Source organism: Mesorhizobium sp. M1348 (genome assembly GCF_040317925.1).
GTDB lineage: Bacteria > Pseudomonadota > Alphaproteobacteria > Rhizobiales > Rhizobiaceae > Mesorhizobium.
On the sequence record NZ_JAMYLH010000050.1, the window covers coordinates 1 to 21,167 of the forward strand.

General features: G+C 62.2%; 35 protein-coding genes and 1 pseudogene. All 36 read left to right on the top strand.

The window, feature by feature from the left end; all coding sequences use genetic code 11:
* A partial coding sequence (locus NKH13_RS34075) for an EF-Tu C-terminal domain-related protein (RefSeq protein WP_152536282.1) occupies nt 1-102 on the top strand: 102 nt, incomplete at its 5' end.
* 63 nt (nt 103-165) lie between these two features.
* Entirely contained in the window at nt 166-474 is a 309-nt protein-coding gene (rpsJ, locus tag NKH13_RS34080) for a 30S ribosomal protein S10 (RefSeq protein WP_006205468.1), read from the top strand.
* Nucleotides 475-570: 96 nt separating this feature from the next.
* Complete coding sequence (gene rplC / locus NKH13_RS34085) at nt 571-1,299, top strand: 50S ribosomal protein L3 (protein WP_023675141.1); 729 nt, start codon at nt 571-573, stop codon at nt 1,297-1,299.
* Nucleotides 1,299-1,919, top strand: coding sequence for a 50S ribosomal protein L4 (gene rplD / locus NKH13_RS34090; RefSeq protein ID WP_023675140.1), 621 nt, complete (start codon nt 1,299-1,301; stop codon nt 1,917-1,919). Before rplC ends, rplD begins: the two co-directional genes overlap by 1 nt.
* Nucleotides 1,916-2,209 carry a 50S ribosomal protein L23 gene (locus NKH13_RS34095; protein ID WP_006205465.1) on the top strand — a complete coding sequence of 98 codons (294 nt, stop codon included), beginning with the start codon at nt 1,916-1,918 and terminating at the stop codon, nt 2,207-2,209. The genes rplD and NKH13_RS34095 overlap by 4 nt, the downstream gene beginning before the upstream one ends.
* 22 nt (nt 2,210-2,231) lie before the next feature.
* Nucleotides 2,232-3,065, top strand: coding sequence for a 50S ribosomal protein L2 (gene rplB / locus NKH13_RS34100; protein WP_023675138.1), 834 nt, complete (start codon nt 2,232-2,234; stop codon nt 3,063-3,065).
* Between the two features lie 16 nt (nt 3,066-3,081).
* Nucleotides 3,082-3,360, top strand: a complete 279-nt coding sequence (gene rpsS, locus NKH13_RS34105) for a 30S ribosomal protein S19 (RefSeq protein ID WP_006205463.1) — start codon at nt 3,082-3,084, stop codon at nt 3,358-3,360.
* A gap of 2 nt (nt 3,361-3,362) precedes the next feature.
* Nucleotides 3,363-3,752 carry a 50S ribosomal protein L22 gene (rplV, locus tag NKH13_RS34110; protein WP_006205462.1) on the top strand — a complete coding sequence of 130 codons (390 nt, stop codon included), beginning with the start codon at nt 3,363-3,365 and terminating at the stop codon, nt 3,750-3,752.
* Nucleotides 3,752-4,477, top strand: coding sequence for a 30S ribosomal protein S3 (rpsC, locus tag NKH13_RS34115; RefSeq protein WP_023675137.1), 726 nt, complete (start codon nt 3,752-3,754; stop codon nt 4,475-4,477). Before rplV ends, rpsC begins: the two co-directional genes overlap by 1 nt.
* Nucleotides 4,478-4,504: 27 nt before the next feature.
* Nucleotides 4,505-4,918, top strand: coding sequence for a 50S ribosomal protein L16 (rplP, locus tag NKH13_RS34120; protein WP_006205460.1), 414 nt, complete (start codon nt 4,505-4,507; stop codon nt 4,916-4,918).
* A 13-nt stretch (nt 4,919-4,931) separates the two neighbouring features.
* On the top strand, nt 4,932-5,132 hold the full coding sequence (rpmC, locus tag NKH13_RS34125; protein ID WP_006205459.1) for a 50S ribosomal protein L29: 201 nt from the start codon (nt 4,932-4,934) through the stop codon (nt 5,130-5,132).
* An 11-nt stretch (nt 5,133-5,143) separates the two neighbouring features.
* Nucleotides 5,144-5,383 carry a 30S ribosomal protein S17 gene (gene rpsQ / locus NKH13_RS34130; RefSeq protein WP_023675136.1) on the top strand — a complete coding sequence of 80 codons (240 nt, stop codon included), beginning with the start codon at nt 5,144-5,146 and terminating at the stop codon, nt 5,381-5,383.
* 82 nt (nt 5,384-5,465) lie between these two features.
* Nucleotides 5,466-5,834, top strand: a complete 369-nt coding sequence (gene rplN / locus NKH13_RS34135) for a 50S ribosomal protein L14 (RefSeq protein ID WP_006205457.1) — start codon at nt 5,466-5,468, stop codon at nt 5,832-5,834.
* Between the two features lie 12 nt (nt 5,835-5,846).
* Nucleotides 5,847-6,161, top strand: coding sequence for a 50S ribosomal protein L24 (rplX, locus tag NKH13_RS34140; RefSeq protein WP_254817150.1), 315 nt, complete (start codon nt 5,847-5,849; stop codon nt 6,159-6,161).
* A complete protein-coding gene (gene rplE / locus NKH13_RS34145; RefSeq protein WP_008875670.1) occupies nt 6,154-6,732 on the top strand; it encodes a 50S ribosomal protein L5 in 579 nt (192 codons plus the stop codon). The genes rplX and rplE overlap by 8 nt, the downstream gene beginning before the upstream one ends.
* 27 nt (nt 6,733-6,759) lie before the next feature.
* On the top strand, nt 6,760-7,065 hold the full coding sequence (gene rpsN / locus NKH13_RS34150; protein WP_023675134.1) for a 30S ribosomal protein S14: 306 nt from the start codon (nt 6,760-6,762) through the stop codon (nt 7,063-7,065).
* Nucleotides 7,066-7,077: 12 nt separating this feature from the next.
* Entirely contained in the window at nt 7,078-7,476 is a 399-nt protein-coding gene (rpsH, locus tag NKH13_RS34155; RefSeq protein WP_006205453.1) for a 30S ribosomal protein S8, read from the top strand.
* An 89-nt stretch (nt 7,477-7,565) separates the two neighbouring features.
* Nucleotides 7,566-8,099, top strand: a complete 534-nt coding sequence (gene rplF / locus NKH13_RS34160; RefSeq protein WP_023675133.1) for a 50S ribosomal protein L6 — start codon at nt 7,566-7,568, stop codon at nt 8,097-8,099.
* Nucleotides 8,100-8,184: 85 nt separating this feature from the next.
* The gene (rplR, locus tag NKH13_RS34165; protein ID WP_023675132.1) at nt 8,185-8,544 is read left to right on the top strand and encodes a 50S ribosomal protein L18; all 360 of its coding nucleotides are present in this window, start codon (nt 8,185-8,187) and stop codon (nt 8,542-8,544) included.
* A gap of 82 nt (nt 8,545-8,626) precedes the next feature.
* Nucleotides 8,627-9,190, top strand: a complete 564-nt coding sequence (gene rpsE / locus NKH13_RS34170; protein ID WP_006205450.1) for a 30S ribosomal protein S5 — start codon at nt 8,627-8,629, stop codon at nt 9,188-9,190.
* A 24-nt stretch (nt 9,191-9,214) separates the two neighbouring features.
* Nucleotides 9,215-9,412 carry a 50S ribosomal protein L30 gene (gene rpmD, locus NKH13_RS34175; protein WP_006205449.1) on the top strand — a complete coding sequence of 66 codons (198 nt, stop codon included), beginning with the start codon at nt 9,215-9,217 and terminating at the stop codon, nt 9,410-9,412.
* A gap of 22 nt (nt 9,413-9,434) precedes the next feature.
* On the top strand, nt 9,435-9,908 hold the full coding sequence (gene rplO, locus NKH13_RS34180) for a 50S ribosomal protein L15 (RefSeq protein WP_352721947.1): 474 nt from the start codon (nt 9,435-9,437) through the stop codon (nt 9,906-9,908).
* A gap of 191 nt (nt 9,909-10,099) precedes the next feature.
* Nucleotides 10,100-11,440, top strand: coding sequence for a preprotein translocase subunit SecY (gene secY, locus NKH13_RS34185; RefSeq protein ID WP_023675130.1), 1,341 nt, complete (start codon nt 10,100-10,102; stop codon nt 11,438-11,440).
* A complete protein-coding gene (locus NKH13_RS34190) occupies nt 11,437-12,048 on the top strand; it encodes an adenylate kinase (protein WP_352469152.1) in 612 nt (203 codons plus the stop codon). Before secY ends, NKH13_RS34190 begins: the two co-directional genes overlap by 4 nt.
* Nucleotides 12,049-12,246: 198 nt before the next feature.
* Nucleotides 12,247-12,615, top strand: coding sequence for a 30S ribosomal protein S13 (gene rpsM, locus NKH13_RS34195; RefSeq protein ID WP_006205445.1), 369 nt, complete (start codon nt 12,247-12,249; stop codon nt 12,613-12,615).
* A gap of 158 nt (nt 12,616-12,773) precedes the next feature.
* A complete protein-coding gene (gene rpsK / locus NKH13_RS34200) occupies nt 12,774-13,163 on the top strand; it encodes a 30S ribosomal protein S11 (RefSeq protein ID WP_006205444.1) in 390 nt (129 codons plus the stop codon).
* A gap of 104 nt (nt 13,164-13,267) precedes the next feature.
* The gene (locus NKH13_RS34205; protein WP_023675128.1) at nt 13,268-14,278 is read left to right on the top strand and encodes a DNA-directed RNA polymerase subunit alpha; all 1,011 of its coding nucleotides are present in this window, start codon (nt 13,268-13,270) and stop codon (nt 14,276-14,278) included.
* Between the two features lie 39 nt (nt 14,279-14,317).
* On the top strand, nt 14,318-14,749 hold the full coding sequence (gene rplQ, locus NKH13_RS34210) for a 50S ribosomal protein L17 (RefSeq protein ID WP_023675127.1): 432 nt from the start codon (nt 14,318-14,320) through the stop codon (nt 14,747-14,749).
* A gap of 192 nt (nt 14,750-14,941) precedes the next feature.
* Nucleotides 14,942-16,429, top strand: a complete 1,488-nt coding sequence (locus NKH13_RS34215) for a DegQ family serine endoprotease (protein WP_352917209.1) — start codon at nt 14,942-14,944, stop codon at nt 16,427-16,429.
* Between the two features lie 43 nt (nt 16,430-16,472).
* Nucleotides 16,473-17,783: a replication-associated recombination protein A gene (locus NKH13_RS34220; protein ID WP_352917211.1), complete on the top strand. Its 1,311-nt coding sequence runs from the start codon at nt 16,473-16,475 to the stop codon at nt 17,781-17,783.
* 135 nt (nt 17,784-17,918) lie between these two features.
* Nucleotides 17,919-18,749: an aspartyl/asparaginyl beta-hydroxylase domain-containing protein gene (locus tag NKH13_RS34225; protein WP_352917213.1), complete on the top strand. Its 831-nt coding sequence runs from the start codon at nt 17,919-17,921 to the stop codon at nt 18,747-18,749.
* Nucleotides 18,750-18,780: 31 nt separating this feature from the next.
* Nucleotides 18,781-19,167, top strand: a complete 387-nt coding sequence (gene crcB, locus NKH13_RS34230; RefSeq protein ID WP_352917215.1) for a fluoride efflux transporter CrcB — start codon at nt 18,781-18,783, stop codon at nt 19,165-19,167.
* A gap of 125 nt (nt 19,168-19,292) precedes the next feature.
* Nucleotides 19,293-19,664, top strand: coding sequence for a CrcB family protein (locus NKH13_RS34235; RefSeq protein ID WP_352917216.1), 372 nt, complete (start codon nt 19,293-19,295; stop codon nt 19,662-19,664).
* Nucleotides 19,661-19,999 carry a DUF190 domain-containing protein gene (locus tag NKH13_RS34240; RefSeq protein ID WP_352917218.1) on the top strand — a complete coding sequence of 113 codons (339 nt, stop codon included), beginning with the start codon at nt 19,661-19,663 and terminating at the stop codon, nt 19,997-19,999. The genes NKH13_RS34235 and NKH13_RS34240 overlap by 4 nt, the downstream gene beginning before the upstream one ends.
* A 62-nt stretch (nt 20,000-20,061) precedes the next feature.
* Nucleotides 20,062-21,042, top strand: a complete 981-nt coding sequence (locus tag NKH13_RS34245) for an RluA family pseudouridine synthase (RefSeq protein WP_352917219.1) — start codon at nt 20,062-20,064, stop codon at nt 21,040-21,042.
* Nucleotides 21,043-21,047: 5 nt separating this feature from the next.
* Nucleotides 21,048-21,167: pseudogene (locus NKH13_RS34250) on the top strand (EamA/RhaT family transporter); the annotation flags it as partial.

A 21,167-nucleotide genomic window follows, 5' to 3' on the forward strand; every position in this document is an offset into this window, starting at 1 on the left:
GAGCTGATCGTGCCGATCGCCATGGAAGAGAAGCTGCGCTTCGCCATCCGTGAAGGCGGCCGCACCGTCGGTGCCGGCATCGTCGTCACCATCAAAGAGTAATTTGGACTTAAACCGATCTGTCGCGGGCGCTGCCCGCGCCGCGCCAGAACAAGGAAGTGACGCATGAACGGACAGAATATCCGCATCCGCCTGAAGGCGTTTGATCACCGGGTGCTCGACGCCTCGACACGGGAAATCGTGTCGACCGCCAAGCGCACCGGCGCCAACGTCCGCGGCCCCATTCCGCTGCCGACGCGGATCGAAAAGTTCACGGTCAACCGGTCGCCTCACGTCGACAAGAAGAGCCGCGAGCAGTTCGAGATGCGCACGCACAAGCGTCTGCTCGACATCGTCGACCCGACCCCGCAAACGGTCGATGCTTTGATGAAGCTCGACCTGGCCGCCGGTGTCGACGTCGAGATCAAGCTCTAAGGAACCAGAGGTCAGCGGGGCGACCCGGAACTCTGAAGGAACAAGAGGCGTGGAGGGGCGACAGCCCCGACAGGGAACTCTAAAGGAATTGAACCGATGCGTTCAGGTGTGATTGCAAAGAAGGTGGGAATGACCCGCATCTACAACGATGCCGGGGAACATGTTCCCGTCACTGTTCTCCAGATGGAGAACTGCCAGGTCGTGGCGCAGCGCACGCAGGAGAAGAACGGCTATACCGCCGTCCAGCTCGGCGTTGGCCTTGCCAAGGTGAAGAACACGTCGAAGGCGATGCGCGGCCATTTCGCGACCGCTTCCGTCGAGCCCAAGGCCAAGGTTGCCGAGTTCCGCGTCTCCGCCGACAACATGATCGATGTCGGCGCCGAGATCACCGTCGAGCATTTCGTCGTCGGCCAGAAGGTCGATGTGACGGGAACCACGATCGGCAAGGGCTTCCAGGGCGTCATCAAGCGGCACCACATGGGTGGCGGCCGCGCGACGCACGGCAACTCGGTGTCGCACCGTACACACGGCTCGACCGGCCAGCGCCAGGATCCGGGCAAGGTGTTCAAGGGCAAGCATATGGCCGGCCACATGGGCGATACCCGCGTCACCACGCAGAATGTCGAGGTCGTCTCGACCGACGCCGATCGCGGCCTGATCCTGATCCGCGGTGCGGTCCCGGGTTCGAAGGGTGCATGGATCCTGGTCCGCGACGCGGCCAAGGTGGCGCTTCCGGCCAATGCGCCGAAGCCCGCCGCGATCCGCGCCGTTGCGACCGATGGTGCCGCCACGAACGAGGCCCCGGCCACAGAGGGAGCGGAATAATGGACCTCAAGATTACAACGCTTGGCGGCAAGGACGCCGGCAAGCTGAAGCTCTCCGAAGAGATTTTCGGCCTTGATCCGCGCGAGGACATCCTGCAGCGCGTCGTGCGCTGGCAGCTTGCCAAGAAGCAGCAGGGCACGCACAAGGCCAAGGGTCGCGCGGAAATCGCGCGCACCGGCGCCAAGATGTACAAGCAGAAGGGTACCGGCCGCGCCCGTCACCATTCGGCTCGCGCTCCGCAGTTCCGCGGCGGCGGCAAGGCCCACGGCCCGGTTGTGCGCAGCCACGAGCACGATCTGCCGAAGAAGGTTCGTGCGCTCGGTCTCAAGCATGCGCTTTCGGCCAAGGCCAAGAGCGCGTCGATCATCATCATCGACGAGCTGAAGCTGACCGAGGCCAAGACCAAGGCACTGATCGCGAATTTCGCGACGCTGGGCCTGAGCAACGCCCTGGTGATCGGCGGCGCCGAGCTTGACAAGAATTTCAAGCTGGCGGCGACCAATATCCCGAACATCGACGTGCTGCCCATCCAGGGCATCAACGTCTACGACATTCTGCGCCGCGGCACGCTGGTCCTTTCCAAGGCCGCCGTCGAGGCTCTCGAGGAGCGCTTCAAATGACCGACCTTCGTCACTACGACGTGATCGTCTCGCCGGCGATCACCGAAAAGTCGACCATGGCTTCCGAGCAGAACCAGGTCGTCTTCAATGTCGCCAAGAAGGCGTCGAAGCCGGAAATCAAGGCCGCCGTCGAAGCGCTGTTCGGCGTCAAGGTGATGGCCGTGAACACGCTTGTCCGCAAGGGCAAGATCAAGCGCTTCCGCGGCACGATCGGCCGCCAGAGCGACGTCAAGAAGGCGGTTGTGACGCTGGCCGACGGCCAGTCGATCGACGTCGCGACGGGTCTCTGAGCAAGGTCGCGAGGACAGAACAATGGCACTGAAAAAATTCAACCCGGTAACGCCGAGCACCCGTCAGCTGGTCATCGTCGACCGCTCGGGCCTCTACAAGGGCAAGCCCGTCAAGGGCCTGACCGAAGGCCTGACCAAGTCGGGCGGCCGCAACAATTACGGCCGCATCACGGCCCGCTTCATCGGCGGCGGTCACAAGCGCACCTACCGTATCATCGACTTCAAGCGCCGCAAGTTCGACGTCGTCGGCACGGTAGAGCGTATCGAGTACGATCCGAACCGCACCGCCTTCATCGCGCTGATCAAGTATGACGATGGCGAGCTGTCCTACATCATCGCCCCGCAGCGTCTGGCTCCCGGCGACAAGATCGTGGCCGGTGAATCGGTCGACGTGAAGCCGGGCAATGCGATGCCGCTGGCCTCGATGCCGGTCGGCACGATCGTCCATAATATCGAGCTGAAGCCCGGCAAGGGCGCTCAGGTCGCCCGTTCGGCCGGTGGTTATGGCCAGCTCGTCGGTCGCGACCAGGGCATGGCGATCCTGCGCCTCAACTCGGGCGAGCAGCGTGTCGTCCACGGCTCCTGCATGGCCACTGTCGGTGCCGTGTCCAACCCGGACCACGGCAACATCAATGACGGCAAGGCAGGCCGCACCGTGTGGCGTGGCAAACGTCCGCACAATCGCGGCGTGACCATGAACCCGGTCGACCATCCACATGGCGGCGGCGAAGGCCGCACCTCGGGTGGCCGCCATCCGGTTTCGCCCTGGGGCAAGCCGACCAAGGGCAAGAAGACGCGGTCCAACAAGGCGACCGACAAGTTCATCCTGCGCTCGCGCCATCAGCGCAAGAGCTAAGAAGAGGTAACGCCAAGTGACTCGTTCGATTTGGAAAGGCCCCTTCATCGACGGCTACCTTCTGAAGAAGGTGGACAAGGTTCGTGAAGGTGGTCGCAATGAGGTGATCAAGATGTGGAGCCGCCGCTCCACCATCTTGCCGCAGTTCGTCGGCTTCACCTTCGGTGTCTACAACGGCCAGAAGCACGTTCCCGTCTCGGTGAACGAGGACATGGTCGGTCACAAGTTCGGTGAATTCGCTCCGACCCGGACCTATTACGGTCACGGCGCGGATAAGAAGGCGAAGAGGAAATAATCATGGGCAAGGCCAAAGCTCCGCGCAGGCTTGCTGACAACGAAGCGCGCGCCGTGTTGCGCACGATCCGTATCAGCCCGCAGAAGCTGAACCTGGTTGCCGCGCTGATCCGCGGCAAGAAGGTCGCGACAGCGCTTTCCGACCTCGAATTCTCGGCCAAGCGGATTTCCGGCACGGTCAAGAAGACGCTGGAATCGGCGATCGCCAACGCGGAAAACAACCACGACCTCGACGTCGATGCGCTGATCGTGGCGGAAGCCTATGTCGGCAAGTCGATCGTCATGAAGCGGTTCCATGCCCGTGGCCGTGGTCGCGCCAGCCGTATCGAGAAGCCGTTCTCGCACCTCACGATCGTCGTTCGTGAAGTCGAAGAAAAAGGGGAGGCCGCATAATGGGCCAGAAAGTCAATCCGATCGGTCTGCGTCTCGGCATCAACCGCACCTGGGATTCGCGCTGGTTCGCGAATACAGGCGAGTACGGCAAGCTGCTGCACGAGGACATCAAGATCCGCAAATATCTTGAGAAGGAACTCAAGCAGGCTGCGATCTCGAAGGTCGTGATCGAGCGTCCGCACAAGAAGTGCCGCGTCACCATCCATGCGGCGCGTCCGGGCCTGATCATCGGCAAGAAGGGCGCCGACATCGAGAAGCTTCGCAAGAAGCTGATGGAGATGACCAAGTCAGAGACGCATCTGAACATCGTCGAAGTGCGCAAGCCGGAGATCGACGCGACCCTGGTCGCCCAGTCGATCGCTCAGCAGCTCGAGCGCCGCATCGCGTTCCGCCGCGCCATGAAGCGCGCCGTGCAGTCGGCGATGCGCCTCGGTGCCGAAGGCATCCGCATCAACTGCGCCGGCCGTCTCGGCGGCGCCGAGATCGCGCGCATGGAATGGTATCGCGAAGGCCGCGTGCCGCTGCATACGCTGCGCGCCGATGTCGACTACGGCACGGCCGAGGCGAATACGGCCTACGGTATCTGCGGCGTCAAGGTCTGGGTGTTCAAGGGCGAGATCCTCGAGCACGACCCGATGGCTTCGGAGCGCCGCGCCACCGAGGGCGATCATGCGCATGGCGGTGGTGGTGAGCGCGAACGCGGTCGCCGTCGCGAAAACGCGTAAGACAGTTAGGAATTTGGAGTTAGAACGATGCTGCAGCCAAAGCGCACAAAGTTCCGCAAGCAGTTCAAGGGCCGCATCCACGGTACCGCCAAGGGCGGCACCAATCTGGATTTCGGTGGATTCGGGCTGAAGGCGCTTGAGCCGAACCGCGTCACCGCGCGCGAGATCGAGGCGGCCCGCCGCGCGATCACCCGCGAGATGAAGCGTGCCGGCCGCGTGTGGATCCGTATCTTCCCGGACGTGCCGGTGACGTCGAAGCCGACCGAAGTCCGTATGGGCAAGGGCAAGGGCGCGGTCGACTACTGGGCGGCACGTGTCAAGCCGGGCCGCATCATGTTCGAGATCGACGGCGTCAACGAGGAAACCGCCCGTGAGGCGCTGCGTCTCGGCGCGGCCAAGCTCTCGGTCAGGACGCGCTTCGTACAGCGCATCGCAGAATAAGGACGGGCTGATCATGAAAGCCGAAGACATCCGGACCAAGACCCAGGACCAGCTGACCGACGACCTGGCCAGCCTGAAGAAGGAGCAGTTCAACCTGCGCTTCCAGAAGGCCACTGGCCAGCTTGAGAAGACCGCGCGCGTGAGGCAGGTCCGCAAGGACATTGCGCGTATCAAGACCATCGCTGCGGAAAAGTCCGCGGCCAAGAAGGCTTAAGGACGAAAACCATGCCAAAGCGCATTCTGCAGGGCACCGTCGTCAGCGACAAGAACGAGAAGACGGTTGTCGTCAAGGTCGAACGGCGCTTCACGCATCCCGTGATGAAGAAGACCGTGCGCATGACCAAGAAGTACAAGGCGCACGACGAGAACAACGCCCACAAGGTCGGCGATCAGGTGTTCATCCAGGAATCGAAGCCGATTTCCAAGGACAAGCGCTGGGTCGTGGTGTCTTCGGACCAGGCCTGATCAGGGCGAACGAAACGAATTTTGGACAGACCGGGGAGGGGTGAGAAACCCGTCCCGTTAGAAAAGAAGAAGGCGGCCAGTCATGATTCAGATGCAAACAAACCTCGACGTCGCGGATAATTCCGGCGCCCGTCGTGTCATGTGCATCAAGGTGCTGGGCGGCTCGAAGCGGAAATACGCTTCCGTGGGCGACATCATCGTGGTGTCGATCAAGGAAGCCATCCCGCGCGGCCGCGTCAAGAAGGGCGATGTGATGAAGGCGGTCGTGGTTCGCACGGCCAAAGACATCCGCCGCCCGGACGGCAGCGTGATCCGTTTCGACAAGAACGCAGCCGTTCTCGTCGACAACAAGAAAGAGCCGATCGGCACGCGTATCTTCGGACCGGTTCCGCGCGAACTCCGCGCCAAGAACCACATGAAGATCATCTCGCTCGCGCCTGAAGTGCTGTAAGGAGCCGGACCAATGCAAAAGATTAGAAAAGGCGACAAGGTCGTCGTGCTGGCCGGCAAGGACAAGGGCCGTTCGGGCGAAGTCCTTTCGGTGCAGCCGAAGGATGACACCGCGCTGGTGCGCGGCGTCAACCTGATCCGTCGTCACCAGAAGCAGTCCCAGTCCCAAGAGGGCGGGATCATCACCAAGGAAGCGCCGATCCAGCTGTCGAACATCGCGCTGGCCGACCCCAAGGATGGCAAGCCGACCCGCGTCGGCTTCATCTTCCAGAAGGACGGCAAGAAGGTGCGCGTCGCCAAGCGCTCGGGAGAAGTCATCAATGGCTAAGGCTCAAACCAAGCAGGCAACTGCCCAGAACACGCCGCGCCTCAAGCAGGTCTACAACGAGACCATTCGCAAGGCGCTGCAGGAGCAGTTCGGCTACGAGAACGAAATGCAGGTTCCGCGCATCGACAAGATCGTCCTGAACATGGGCGTCGGCGAGGCAACCGGCGATTCGAAGAAGCCTTCGATCGCGGCGGAAGACCTTGCAATGATCGCCGGCCAGAAGGCCGTTGTCACCCGCGCCCGCAACTCGATCGCCGGCTTCAAGGTCCGCGAGAAGATGCCGATCGGCGCCAAGGTCACGCTGCGCAAGGAACGCATGTACGAGTTCCTCGACCGCCTCGTGAACATCGCACTGCCGCGCGTCCGCGACTTCCGCGGGCTCAACCCGAAGAGCTTCGATGGCCGTGGCAACTATGCCATGGGCATCAAGGAACACATCGTGTTTCCGGAGATCAACTACGACAAGGTTGATCAGATCTGGGGCATGGACGTCATCGTTTGTACGACTGCGAAGACGGACGACGAAGCCAGGGCATTGCTCAAGGCCTTCAACTTCCCCTTCCGCCAGTAACGGCAGCGAGAAAAGGAAAAATCTGAAATGGCAAAGACCAGCTCAGTCGAGAAGAACAACAGGCGCCGCAAGCTTGCGGACCAGTTCGCTGCCAAGCGCAAGGTGCTCAAGGCGATCATCATGGATCAGTCCAAGCCGATGGAAGAGCGCTTCCGCGCCCAGCTGAAGCTTTCGGCGCTGCCGCGCAACTCGGCCAAGACCCGCATCCGCAACCGCTGCGAAGTCACCGGACGCCCGCGTGCCTATTATCGCAAGCTCAAAGTATCGCGCATCGCGCTTCGTGATCTCGGCAATAACGGCCAGATCCCGGGCCTGGTCAAGTCGAGCTGGTAAGGAGGACATAACATGTCATTGAGCGATCCTCTCGGCGATATGCTGACCCGCATCCGCAACGCGTACGGCCGTAAGAAGTCGAGCGTTTCGACGCCGGCTTCGCGCCTGCGCACCCGCGTCCTCGACGTGCTGAAGGCCGAAGGCTATATCCGCGACTACAGCCAGACCGACTTCGACAACGGCAAGTCCGAAATCGAGATCGAGCTGAAGTATTTCGACGGTGCGCCGGTGGTGCGCGAAATCGCCCGGGTCTCGAAGCCCGGCCGCCGCGTCTACGTTTCGGCCAAGTCGATACCGCACGTCGCCAACGGCCTCGGCATCGCCATCCTTTCGACGCCGAAGGGCGTGATGGCCGACCACGAAGCGCGTGAACAGAATGTCGGCGGGGAAATCCTCTGCCAGATCTTCTGATCTGGTATGTGACCCGGTTGGAAACAGGTTTTCGGGATCAAGTCCCGAAAGCTGAGACCTGAAACAAGAGAAGTGACGAGGACAACAAAATGTCTCGTATTGGAAAGAAACCCGTTTCGCTGCCGCAGGGCGTGACCGCGACCGTCAACGGCCAGACCGTGACGGCGAAGGGTCCGAAGGGCGAGCTGAAGTTCGTGGTGAACGACGAAGTGCTGGTCAAGATGGAAGGCAGCGAGATCGCTGTCCAGCCGCGCGACCAGACCAAGACCGCCCGCTCCAAATGGGGCATGTCGCGCACGCAGATCGTCAACATCCTGCAGGGCGTCAAGGACGGCTTCGAAAAGAAGCTCGAGATCACCGGCGTCGGCTATCGCGCCGCCATGCAGGGCAAGAACCTGCAGCTGGCGCTAGGCTTCAGCCACGACGTCGTCTACGAGACGCCGCAGGGCGTGACGATTTCGGTGCCGAAGCCGACGGAAATCACGGTGACCGGCATCGACAAGCAGCAGGTCGGCCAGGTTGCCGCCGAAATCCGCGAGTATCGCAGCCCCGAGCCCTACAAGGGCAAGGGCGTTCGCTATGCTGGCGAGAAGATCGTCCGCAAGGAAGGCAAGAAGAAGTAATTTTAACGCCGCGGGGAGCGGTCGCGGGAGGCTTGTCCTACCGCATATGGTTGCCCCCGTTTTTTGAAGGCAAGGAACTGACATCATGGGCTCGAAAGAATCCACCCAACGCCGCGCTCAGCGCGTCCGCCGCCAAATCAAGAAGGTTGCCGGCGATCGCCCGCGCCTGTCGGTCCATCGCACGTCGAAGAACATCTACGTCCAGGTGATCGACGACGCCAAGGGCCACACCATCGCTGCTGCCTCGACGCTCGAGAAGGAGCTCAAGGGTTCGCTCAAGACCGGCGCCGACACCGCGGCCGCAGCTGCCATCGGAAAGCTGATCGCCGAGCGTGCCTCGAAGGCCGGCGTCAAGGAAGTCGTCTTCGACCGCGGCGCCTACATCTACCACGGCCGCGTCAAGGCGCTGGCCGAGGCTGCCCGTGAAGGTGGTCTGAGCTTCTAAAAACGAAATTCGCCCCCGGCGACCCACAGAGGTGCCGATATCATCATCAACCGTGCTTCCGGAAAAAAAAAAGGAACAGGATATGGCACAGGAACGTAGGGATGGCGGCCGCGGCCGTGATCGCGAAGAGCGCGACGACGGCATGGTCGACAAGCTCGTCCACATCAACCGTGTCGCCAAGGTCGTCAAGGGCGGCCGGCGCTTCGGCTTCGCGGCACTCGTCGTCGTCGGCGACCAGAAGGGCCGTGTCGGCTTCGGCCACGGCAAGGCACGCGAAGTGCCGGAGGCGATCCGCAAGGCGACCGAATCGGCCAAGCGCGACATGATTTTCGTGCCGCTGCGCTCGGGCCGCACGCTGCACCATGACGTCGAGGGACGCTGGGGCGCGGGACGTGTTCTGCTGCGCGCCGCCAAGCAAGGTACCGGCATCATCGCCGGCGGCCCGATGCGCGCCGTTTTCGAGACTCTCGGCATGCATGACGTGGTCGCCAAGTCGATGGGTTCTTCGAACCCCTACAACATGGTTCGCGCCACTTTCGACGCGCTGAAGAGCCAGATGCATCCGAAGGATGTGGCTGCCGCGCGCGGCATCAAGTATTCGACCCTTCAGGCCCGCCGCGGCACCGCCGTTGCGACTGAAGAATAGTCGACGCTGACCAGGGATCTGACCATGGCCAAGAAAGCAACCAAGACCATCACCGTCGAGCAGATCGGTTCGCCGATCCGCCGGCCGAAGGAGCAGCGCGCAACGCTGGTCGGCCTCGGCCTCAACAAGATGCACAAGCAGCGCACGCTTGAGGATACGCCCTCGGTGCGCGGCATGATCGCTGCCGTCCAGCATCTCGTCCGCGTCGTGGACGAGGGCTGAGCCAAAGCGCAGGAGAACCCAGATGAAACTTAACGATCTGCGTGACAACGACGGCGCGACGCATTCCAAGAAGCGTCTTGGCCGTGGCATCGGTTCCGGTTCGGGCAAGACCGCGGGTCGCGGCGTCAAGGGCCAGAAGGCGCGCTCCGGCGTCGCCGTCAACGGCTTCGAGGGTGGCCAGATGCCGCTCTACCGCCGCCTGCCGAAGCGCGGCTTCAACAATATCTTCGCCAAGAGCTTCACCGTCGTGTCGCTGGCCCGCATCCAGGCGGCGCTCGATGCCAAGAAGCTCGACGCTAAGACTGTTGTGACGGCCGAGGCGCTGGTTGCGGCCGGCGTCATCCGTCGGGTCAAGGACGGCGTGCGCATCCTTTCGGACGGCGACATCAAGGCCAAGCTTGCCTTCGACGTGGCCGGAGCCTCCAAGGCCGCGATCGAGAAGATCGAAAAGGCCGGCGGCTCGGTGAAGCTGCCTGAGAAGGCAGCCGCCGAGTAACGGCAATTTGAAGCACGGTCGGCAAAGGTGGAATTCGGTTTTGCCTTCGGTCGTGCTTTGATCCGACAGATGTGGCGGCCGCATCAACGCGGCCGCTTGCATGTTTGCAGTCCGGAGCTTATCTCGTGAGCTTCGGTGACACGCGCCGCCTGAGCTGCGGGCATCGAGCGTGACCAAGCGGAGAATCAGGCATGGCTTCGGCTGCTGAACAACTAGCCTCGAATCTGAATTTTTCGGCCTTCGCCAAAGCCGAGGATCTGAAGAAGCGCATCTGGTTCACCATCGGCGCGCTGCTCGTCTACCGTCTTGGCACCTATATCCCGCTGCCCGGCATCAATCCCGACGCTTTCGCCCAGGCCTTCTCGTCGCAGAGCAAGGGCGTGCTCGGCATGTTCAACATGTTCGCCGGCGGCGCCGTGCAGCGCATGGCGATCTTTGCCCTTGGCATCATGCCCTATATCTCCGCTTCAATCATCATGCAGCTGATGACCTCGGTCATTCCATCGCTGGAAGCGCTGAAGAAGGAAGGCGAGCAGGGCCGCAAGATCATCAACCAGTACACGCGCTACGGCACCGTGCTTCTGGCGCTGGTTCAGGCCTACGGCATTTCGGTCGGGCTTGAGGGCGGCAACGGCATCGTCAACGATCCCGGCATGTTCTTCCGCATCTCTACCGTCGTCACGCTGGTTGGCGGCACCATGTTCCTGATGTGGCTTGGCGAGCAGATCACCGCTCGCGGCATCGGCAACGGCATTTCGCTGATCATCTTCTCCGGCATTGTCGCCGGCTTGCCGCGCGCCATCTCCGGCACGCTGGAGCTTGGCCGCACCGGCGCCCTGTCGACCGGCCTGATCCTGGCAATCATCGTGCTGGCCATCATCGTCATCGCGCTGATCGTCTTCTTCGAGCGCGCGCAGCGCCGCCTGCTGATCCAGTATCCCAAGCGCCAGGTCGGCAATCGCATGTTCCAGGGCGATACCTCGCATCTGCCGCTTAAGCTCAACACCTCCGGCGTCATTCCGCCGATCTTCGCCTCGTCGCTGCTGCTGCTTCCGGCAACGGTTGCCGGCTTCTCACAGACGACCAACATGCCTGCCTGGGCCAGCACCATCCTAGCGGCGCTCGGCCACGGCCAGCCGCTCTATATGGCCTTCTACGCGGCGATGATCGTGTTCTTCGCCTTCTTCTATACGGCGATCGTCTTCAATCCGAAGGACACCGCCGACCAGCTCAAGAAGCATTCGGGCTTCATCCCGGGCTATCGTCCGGGCGAGCGCACTGCGGATTATATCGACTATGTGCTCACCCGCATCACCGTCGTCGGCGCCATTTATCTGGTGCTGGTCTGTCTGCTGCCTGAGTTCCTGATTTCAGCGACTGGCGTACCGTTCTACCTTGGTGGCACTTCGCTCCTGATCGTGGTCAGTGTAACGCTCGATACGGTGGCGCAGATTCAGGGTCACCTGATCGCGCACCAGTATGAGGGCCTGATCAAGAAGTCGAAGCTGCGCGGGGGGAAAAAGGCCAGATGAGGTTGATATTGCTTGGACCGCCGGGGGCGGGCAAGGGGACACAAGCACTGAGACTGGTAGAACGACACGGCATCCCACAGCTTTCCACGGGGGACATGCTGCGTGCTGCTGTTCAGGCCGGCACCGAAGTCGGCAAACGCGCCAAGGCGGTGATGGACGCTGGCGAACTGGTGTCCGACGCTATCGTCAACGCCATCGTGGCTGAGCGCATCGATCAAGCTGATTGCGCAAATGGCTTCATCCTTGACGGATACCCGCGAACCCTGGTGCAAGCGGACGCCGTTGAGGAAATGCTGTCGGATCGCGGACTGGAGCTCGACGCGGTCATCGAATTTGTCGTCGACGACAAGGCGCTGGTTGGCCGAATCGTCAAGCGCGCCGAAGAAGCCAAGGCCGCAGGCCTGCCGGTGCGCAAGGACGACAGTCCAGCGGTGTTCGAAGAACGCTTGAGGGAATATTACAAGAAAACCTCGCCGCTGATCGGCTACTACTACGCCAAGGGCAAACTCAGGGGCGTCGATGGCATGGCCGACATCGATGCGGTGACGCAGCAGATCGAGGCGGTGCTCAGGGCGACAACCCGGCAGGTTGGCCAGGCGGCCGGCTAGAGAATCGAACGATTGCGCTTGACTGGAGCGGTCCGCTGGGGTATGGCGGCCCGTCTTCCTATCAGGCATGAGGCTTGCTTGTCCGCAAGGGCAAGGCAGGCCGCTTTGAACTGGAAACTCCCGCAAGGGCCGGCCTCCACCGGACGCGGGGCAACTTGAAGCGCCGGCTCGTCCGGCCTATATGGAGAAGAGAAGAACATGGCTCGTATAGCCGGCGTCAACATTCCGACCAACAAGCGCGTCGTCATTGCGCTTCAGTATATTCACGGCATTGGCAAGAAGTTCGCCCAGGAGATCGTCGACAAGGTCGGCATCCCGGCCGAGCGCCGCGTCAACCAGCTGACCGACGCGGAAGTGCTGCAGATTCGCGAGACCATCGACCGCGACTACCAGGTCGAGGGCGATCTGCGCCGCGAAGTGTCGATGAACATCAAGCGGCTCATGGACCTCGGCTGCTATCGCGGCCTGCGTCACCGCCGCTCGCTGCCGGTTCGTGGTCAGCGCACGCACACCAATGCGCGCACCCGCAAGGGCCCAGCCAAGTCGATTGCCGGAAAGAAGAAGTAATTTAGGGCAGTAAGGGAGTAGGGCAGTAAGGCAATAGGGAACAGCCGCCAATTGGATTGCGCGTTTCCCTACTCCCTTACTGCCCTATTCCCCTACTCCCTTACGAAGGTGGAGCCGCTGGCATTACGGCGGTGTAGAGATCAACTGAAAGGACTATCATGGCCAAGGAAGCCGCTCGTGTTCGCCGTCGCGAACGCAAGAACATCTCGTCGGGCGTTGCCCACGTCAACTCGACCTTCAACAACACGATGATCACCATCACCGACGCGCAGGGCAATTCCATTGCCTGGTCGTCGGCCGGAGCCCAGGGCTTCAAGGGATCGCGCAAGTCGACCCCGTTCGCTGCCCAGATGGCCGCCGAGGATGTTGCCAAGAAGGCCCAGGAACACGGCATGCGCATGCTCGAGGTCGAGGTCTGTGGACCCGGCTCCGGTCGTGAATCGGCGCTTCGCGCGCTGCAGGCAGCCGGCTTCACCATCACCTCGATCCGTGATGTGACGCCTATCCCGCACAATGGCTGCCGCCCGCGCAAGAAGCGCCGCGTCTAAAGAATTTACCGAACGCCGCGCGAGCGCCTCAAGGGCGCTCCTCCACGGCATTCCAGGTCGCCCGCCACGATTGGATGGTGGCGGGACAACGGAAGGAAAGCACTATGATCCAGAAAAATTGGCAAGAACTGATCAAGCCGAACAAGATCGAGTTCTCGTCGAAGAAGAAGACGCTGACCACGCTGGTCGCCGAGCCGCTCGAGCGCGGCTTCGGCCTCACCCTCGGCAACGCGCTGCGCCGCGTGCTTCTGTCTTCGCTGCGTGGCGCGGCTGTGACCGCCGTGCAGATCGACGGCGTTCTGCATGAATTCTCGTCCATCGCCGGCGTGCGCGAGGACGTGACCGACATCGTCTTGAACATCAAGGAAATCGCCATCCGCATGGAAGGCGACGGCCCCAAGCGCATGGTCGTACGCAAGCAGGGACCGGGCGCGGTCCTCGCCGGTGACATCCAGACGGTTGGCGACGTCGAGATCCTCAATCCCGACCACGTCATCTGCACGCTGGACGAAGGCGCTGAAATCCGCATGGAATTCACCGTCGACACCGGCAAGGGCTATGTGCCGGCCGACCGCAACCGCGCCGAAGACGCGCCGATCGGGCTGATCCCCGTCGACAGCCTGTATTCGCCGGTCAAGAAGGTCTCCTACAAGGTCGAGAACACCCGCGAGGGCCAGGTTCTCGACTATGACAAGCTGACCATGACCATCGAGACCGACGGTTCGATCTCGGGCGAGGACGCGGTGGCCTTCGCCGCTCGCATCTTGCAGGACCAGCTTGGCCTGTTCGTCAATTTCGACGAGCCGCAGAAGGAAGTCGCCGCCGAACAGGTTACCGAGCTTGCCTTCAACCCGGCGCTGCTCAAGAAGGTCGACGAGCTCGAGCTCTCGGTGCGTTCGGCCAACTGCCTGAAGAACGACAACATCGTCTATATCGGCGACCTGATCCAGAAGACCGAAGCCGAGATGCTGCGCACCCCGAACTTCGGCCGCAAGTCACTGAACGAGATCAAGGAAGTCCTGGCGGCGATGGGCCTGCATCTCGGCATGGAAGTGCCGGACTGGCCGCCGGAAAACATCGAAGACCTCGCCAAGCGTTACGAAGATCAATACTGAGGCTCAGGCCTCTTGAACCCGCAATGAAGGAGAAGAGCCATGCGCCACGGATTTAAAGGCCGCCGGTTCGCCCGCAGCATAAGCCATCGCAAGTCGATGTTTGCCAACCTTGCCGTGTCGCTTATCGAGCACGAGCAGATCCTCACCACGCTGCCGAAGGCGAAGGATTTGCGTCCGATCGTCGAGAAGCTGGTGACGCTCGGCAAGCGCGGCGACCTGCATGCCCGCCGGCAGGTGATTGCCCAGATCGGCAATGAAGGCGTCGTCAAGCGCCTGTTCGATACCATCGCGCCGCGTTATGCCACTCGCAATGGCGGCTATCTGCGCATCATGAAGGCCGGCTTTCGCCACGGTGACAATGCGGCAATGGCGGTCATCGAGTTCGTCGACCGCGACACCTCGGCCAAAGGCGCCGGCGACCGCGCCCGCATCGAGGCCGAAGGCACCGAAGAGGAAGCCGCAGCTGCATAAGCTTCGGTTGTCCTGAGAAGTTCAAAGGGGCCTGCGGGCCCCTTTTTCTGTTTCCGAAGGTGCCGGGCAGGGCTGGTAGGCGTTTTGTCACCGGTTTTTGCGGCGACCACCCAAATTAATCGGATTTCAGCGGCTTAGCCTTTCATTTTGCACAATCGTCAGGACAATGGCGCCCGACTTGGAGGATTCGGAATGCGCGTTAAACGGCTGTCCCTTGTTCTGATCTGCGCCTTGATGGCGTTGGCCGTCGTGCCGGCGGCCAGGCACGCGCTGGCGGAGGAGACCAAGCCAGATCCCGGTCTGTCCGACGTGCTGACCGATCTGCTGCATGGCGTCGAAGGCGAAAACGCCACTTCCGGCCCCGACAAGCGCGTGCCGTTCGGCCGCGAGGAGGTGCAGCTGTCCTTCGCGCCGCTGGTCAAGCAGACGGCCCCGGCCGTGGTCAATGTCTACGCCTCGCAGACCGCCAAGGTGACGTCGCCCTTTGACGGCGATCCGTTCTTCGAGGAGTTCTTCGGCCGCTCGCAGCCGCGCGCGCAGTCTTCGCTCGGTTCGGGGGTGCTGGTTGATCCCACCGGCGTCGTGGTCACCAATTTCCATGTCGTCAAGGACGCTGACCAGGTCAAGGTCGCGACCGCCGACGGGCGCGAATTCGACAGCAAGGTGCTGCTCAAGGATGAGACGCTCGACCTCGCCGTGCTCAAGATTTCTTCTGACAAGCCGTTCCCGGTGATCGCTATCGGCGATTCCGACGCGCTCGAGGTCGGCGACCTAGTGCTGGCGATTGGCAATCCGTTCGGTGTCGGCCAGACCACCACCAGCGGCATCATTTCGGCGGTTGCGCGCAGCCATATCGGCGTCTCCGATTCCAGCTTCTTCATCCAGACCGACGCCGCCATCAATCCCGGCAATTCCGGTGGCGCGCTGGTCAACATGGGAGGGCAACTGATCGGCATCAACACGGCGATCTATAGCCGTAGCGGCGGCTCGATCGGCATCGGCTTTGCCATCCCTTCGAACATGGTTCGCGCTTTCGCCGATGCGGCCAAGGCCGGGCTCGACTTCTTCGAGCGGCCGTATGCCGGTGCCGAGTTCGAGGCGGTGACGCCGCAGATTGCCGAATCGCTCGGCATGGACAAACCGACCGGCGCGCTGGTTTCTTCGGTCGAAGAGGCGGGACCTGCTGCCAAGGCAGGGCTCAAGCCTGGCGACGTGGTGCTGTCGCTCAATGGCAGGCCGGTCGAGAGCGTCGGGGCGCTGGACTACCGGATGGCGACGCTGTCGATTGGTACGAATGCCAGCTTCGGCGTTCTGAGCAAGGGTCAGCAAGCGACGATGGACATCGCGTTGGAACGGCCGCCTGAGGGCGCCAAAGCTGCGGAACTCACATTGCGCGGCCGCAGCCCGTTTTCCGGTGCCAAGATTGCCGAACTGTCGCCACGGCTTGCCCAACGGCTCGGTCTGCGCACCGATGTCAAAGGCGTAACCGTGGTCGACATCAACCGCGATTCGCCCGCTGCCGATTTTGGCTTCCAGCCAGGGGACATCGTGCGTGAGGTCAATGGCCTGACGATCGACAAGGCGGCGACCCTGGAACAGGTAGCCCAGCAGGATACGCGCTGGTGGCGCTTTACCGTCGAGCGCGGCGGGCAGATACTGCGCCAGGTGTTGCGTTACTGAGCCCGACCGTCAGCATGATCGGGCTCCAGGCAGAAGAAGTTGCATGGCCGATCTGTTCAGTGTCGATGAACCGGAAAAGACGCCGCCCGGCAGGCCGCTGGCGGACCGTCTGCGCCCGAAGAATCTCGGCGAGGTCGTCGGCCAGGAGCATCTGACCGGACCCGACGGCGCGCTGACGCGGCTGATCGGCTCCGGCTCGCTCGGCTCGATGATCTTCTGGGGCCCGCCCGGCACCGGCAAGACCACGGTCGCACGGCTGCTTGCCGGCGAGACAAGCCTCGCCTTCGAACAGATCTCGGCGGTGTTTTCCGGCGTTGCCGACCTGAAGAAAGTGTTCGAGGCAGCGAAGCTGCGCCGCTCCAACGGCCGCCAGACACTGCTGTTCGTCGACGAGATCCATCGCTTCAACCGCGCCCAGCAGGACAGTTTTCTGCCCGTGATGGAAGACGGCACCGTCGTGCTGGTCGGCGCCACCACGGAGAATCCATCCTTCGAGCTTAACGCCGCGCTGTTGTCGCGCGCGCGTGTGCTGGTCTTTCACTCGCTCGGCGAGGACAGCATCGCCAAGCTGCTGGCGCGGGCCGAGGAGGCAGAGGGTAGGGCGATGCCGCTCGATGAAGACGCGCGGGCGATGCTCATCCGCATGAGCGACGGCGACGGCCGCGCGGCGCTGACGCTCGCCGAAGAGGTCTGGCGCGCAGCGAAATCAAAGGAGGTGTTCGGCGCCGAGGCCCTGCAGCGCATCGTCCAGCGCCGCGCACCGATCTACGACAAGGGCCAGGACGGCCACTACAATTTGATCTCAGCCTTGCACAAATCGGTGCGCGGCTCCGACCCCGACGCGGCACTCTACTATCTCGCCCGCATGTTCGACGCCGGCGAAGATCCGCTTTATCTCGGGCGCCGGCTGGTGCGCATGGCGATGGAGGATATCGGGCTGGCCGACCCGCAGGCGCTCGTCGTCGCCAACGCCGCCAAGGACGCCTACGACTATCTGGGCTCGCCCGAGGGCGAACTGGCCTTCGCCGAGGCGACCGTCTATCTCGCCACCGCGCCGAAATCCAATGCAGTCTATACCGCGTTCAAGGCCGCCACACAGGCGGCGAAGGAATTCGGTTCGCTGCTGCCGCCCAAGCACATTCTCAATGCGCCGACCAAGCTGATGAAACAGGAAGATTACGGCGCCGGCTATCGCTATGACCACGACGAGCCCGACGCTTTTTCCGGCCAGGACTATTTTCCGGAGAAGATGGGAAGGCAGACATTCTACGACCCGCCCGAGCGCGGCTTCGAGCGCGATATCAGGAAGCGGCTGGACTATTGGGCGAAGCTGCGCAGCGAGCGGGAAAAATAGTCGCCGATCGCACACTGGTGTGATCGCCGTTGTCTGGCGGGATAAAAAACCCTATCAAGATGCGCCTTCGGCCGGCGGACAGGCCAGAACGTACCGACGATATTCAGAACGGAATCGCGCCTGGCGCGTGGAAAAATGACAAAAAAATCTCGCAAAACCCTTCGGAAGTTCGCCATAGCGATCCCGCTGCTGGCGCTCGGCTTCTATTTCATTCCCATTCTGACGACGATTTTCATCGTCCTCGGCCTGATCGACGTGTTGCGCAACGACAACAAGAATTGGGCGCTGTTCAGTGGTTATTTCCTGGGCAACGGCATCTTCACCTGGCTGCTTTCGCCCTTCAATCTGCTGGTGGATCTGCTGTGCTATAGAAACCGCGGTGTCTGGAAATTGGACCAGTTTCCTCCGGACTACCAGCGCGAGGTCAACGAGGTCCTGGATGTCTTCAAGGCACGCAAGGACGAGATCATCGCCGACATCGACGCCAATTTCGGCAGCGGCCGGCGCGGCATGTATGTCTATCAGTGGTATGGCAAGCACAAAATAGACAACGTCGCCGAATTCAACAAGGATTTCAAATACATCAAGACGATTGCCGTCTCTGTGTTCAGCGGCAGGGAATCGACTTCCTGGCACTTTGGCCCGCTCCGGCTCAGCCTGCGCATTCTCTACAACCTCATCCCGGTGAAATCGGAAGTGTTCGTCCAGTGTGGCAACGCCAAGAATTACTGGCACGAAAACCCGCTGTTCATCTTCGACGACACGCTGCTGCATCGCTCGGTCAACGAGTATGACGGGCGCCGCTACTGCGTGTTCATGGACATCATCCGGCCATCGCCATTCCCCGGCCTGATCGCCGCTCTTCTCGCCATCGTTTCGGTCAGCGTCGAGCGCATCAATGCTATGTTCTACAAGAACTGGAAGATGATCGGCTCCAGCAAGCCGAAGAAGGCCGGAGCCGCCTGACACCGTGGTGTGACCGGCGCGAGGAAGCACGATGTATCATCTGTTGCTTGTCTGCCTTGGTGGCGCGATCGGTGCAATGGCCCGCTTCTTCCTATCCGGCTTCGTCGCCCGTCGGGTCGGCGAGACCTTTCCCTGGGGCACGATGGCCGTCAATGTCTCGGGAGCGTTTGCAATCGGAGTCGTTGCGCATGCGGTGGCGCGCGACGGCATGCCCGCCATCTGGGCCTTTGCCGTTACCGGCGGCCTCGGCTGCTACACCACGGTCTCTTCCTTCAGCCTGCAGACGCTGGCGCTGGCGCGCGACGGCGAATGGCTGCGCGCCGGCGGCAATGTGCTGCTTTCGGTTTTCCTGAGCCTCGGCGGCGTGACGCTGGGCTTTGCAGCGGGAAGTCTTCTGACTGGCAGCGGCGCGCCGTGAGCGGCCCGCGGAAGCTCCGCCACGACGGGACGGACACTGCCGCGGCAGGGCGTGGCGGGCGCCTCAGTGGTTGGCGCAGAACCAACGAAACGGTTCGGCTCTATGCGACAGTAGCCGCAGGCAGCATGATCGGCGGTGTGCTGCGGGCGCTTGCCTCATCGACGAGCACTGCCCTGTGGGGCGCTGGATTTCCCTTCGGCACGCTCCTCGTGAACATCGTCGGCTCATTCCTCATCGGCTTCTACGCGACATTGACGGGACCGGATGGACGCGTCTTCGCCGGTCCGCTGCAGCGCCAGTTCTTCACGGCCGGCTTCTGCGGCGGCCTGACGACCTTCTCCGCTTTCAGCCTTGAAACACTCACCCTCGCGCAAGACGGGAGGCTTGTGGCGGCGGGACTCAATATCGCGATCTCCGTGGTGGCGTGGCTTGCCGCCGTCTGGCTTGGCCACATCTTTGCAGTGCGCCTCAACCGGCTGAGAGGGTCCAGGCAATGAAGATACCAACACAGGCACAATTGCTGCGCATATTTATCGGCGAAAACGACAAGGCAGATGGCCGTCCGCTGTATGAGGTCATCGTGCTGAGGGCCCGCGAAATGCAGATCGCCGGCGCGACCGTCCTGCGCGGCGCGATGGGGTTCGGCCATTCCAGCCGGCTTCACACCACGAAGATCCTCCGCCTATCGGAGGATCTGCCACTCGTCATCGAGATCGTCGATAGCGAGGAAAAATTGGCCGCTTTCCTGCCCGTGCTTGAAACAATCATGACAAGTGGTTTGATTACGCTGGAGAAAGTTCAGGTTCTGCAATATGGAACCGACAACGAATAACCGAGTGAGATTGCGGGTGCCGGCGAATGCCGTTGCATGTTCGCAAAACGGCGATTGGAATCATGGCAGGCGTTGAACAGATCACTGTGGATACCGGCGAGGCGGGCATGCGGCTCGACCGCTGGTTCAAGACCCATTTCCCCGGTCTCGGTTTCGGTCATCTCCAGAAGCTGCTGCGTTCCGGCCAGATCCGCGTCGACGGCGGCAGGGTGAAGGCCGATACACGCGTCGAAGCCGGCCAGACGGTCCGAGTGCCGCCGCTCGAAGTCGACAAGAAAGGCGAAAGCCCGCTGACAGGCCATTCGATCCGCAACCAGGGCGACGCCGATGTCTTGGCCAAGATGCTGATCCATGAGGACCCGAAGGTCTTCGTCTTCAACAAGCCGGCCGGCCTGGCGGTCCAGGGCGGCTCGGGAGTCACCCGCAATGTCGACGACATGCTGGAAGCCTGGCGCAACCAGAAGGGCGAGAAGCCGCGCCTGGTGCACCGGCTCGACCGCGACACGTCGGGTGTGCTGGTTGTCGCCCGTACAAGGCTCGCCGCCATGAAACTCGCCGAGGCGTTCCGGGCGCGTGAGACGAAGAAAACCTACTGGGCGCTGGTCAAGGGCGTGCCGCCGAAGCGCGAGGACAAGATCTCGACCTGGCTGATCAAGGAACCGACGCCCGACGGCGATCGTGTGCGCATCGCCAAGCATGGCGAAAAGGGCGCCGATCACGCCGTCTCCTATTACCGCATCGTCGAGCGGGCGGCGCAGACCCTGTCCTGGCTGGAGATGGAACCCTATACCGGGCGTACCCACCAGCTTCGCGTCCATGCCGCCCATATCGGTTGCCCGATCATCGGCGACCCCAAATATTTCGAGGCCGACACCAACTGGGATTTTCCCGGCGGCATGCAGAACCGGCTGCATCTGCACGCGCGCCGCATCGTCATCCCGCATCCCGACAAGGGTTTTGTCGACGTCACCGCTCCGATGCCGCCGCATATGCGCCAGAGCTGGAACCTGCTCGGCTTTGACGAGCAGAGTGCCGAGGACTAGCGCTGGTGGGCGTCGCCACAGAAACCCTCGACCGCCGTGACGCGGTCGATCTGGCGGCAGCCGCAATCATGGTCGGGCTGACGTTTTCCTGGGGGCTCAACTACGTCGCTGCCAAGATCTCGTAT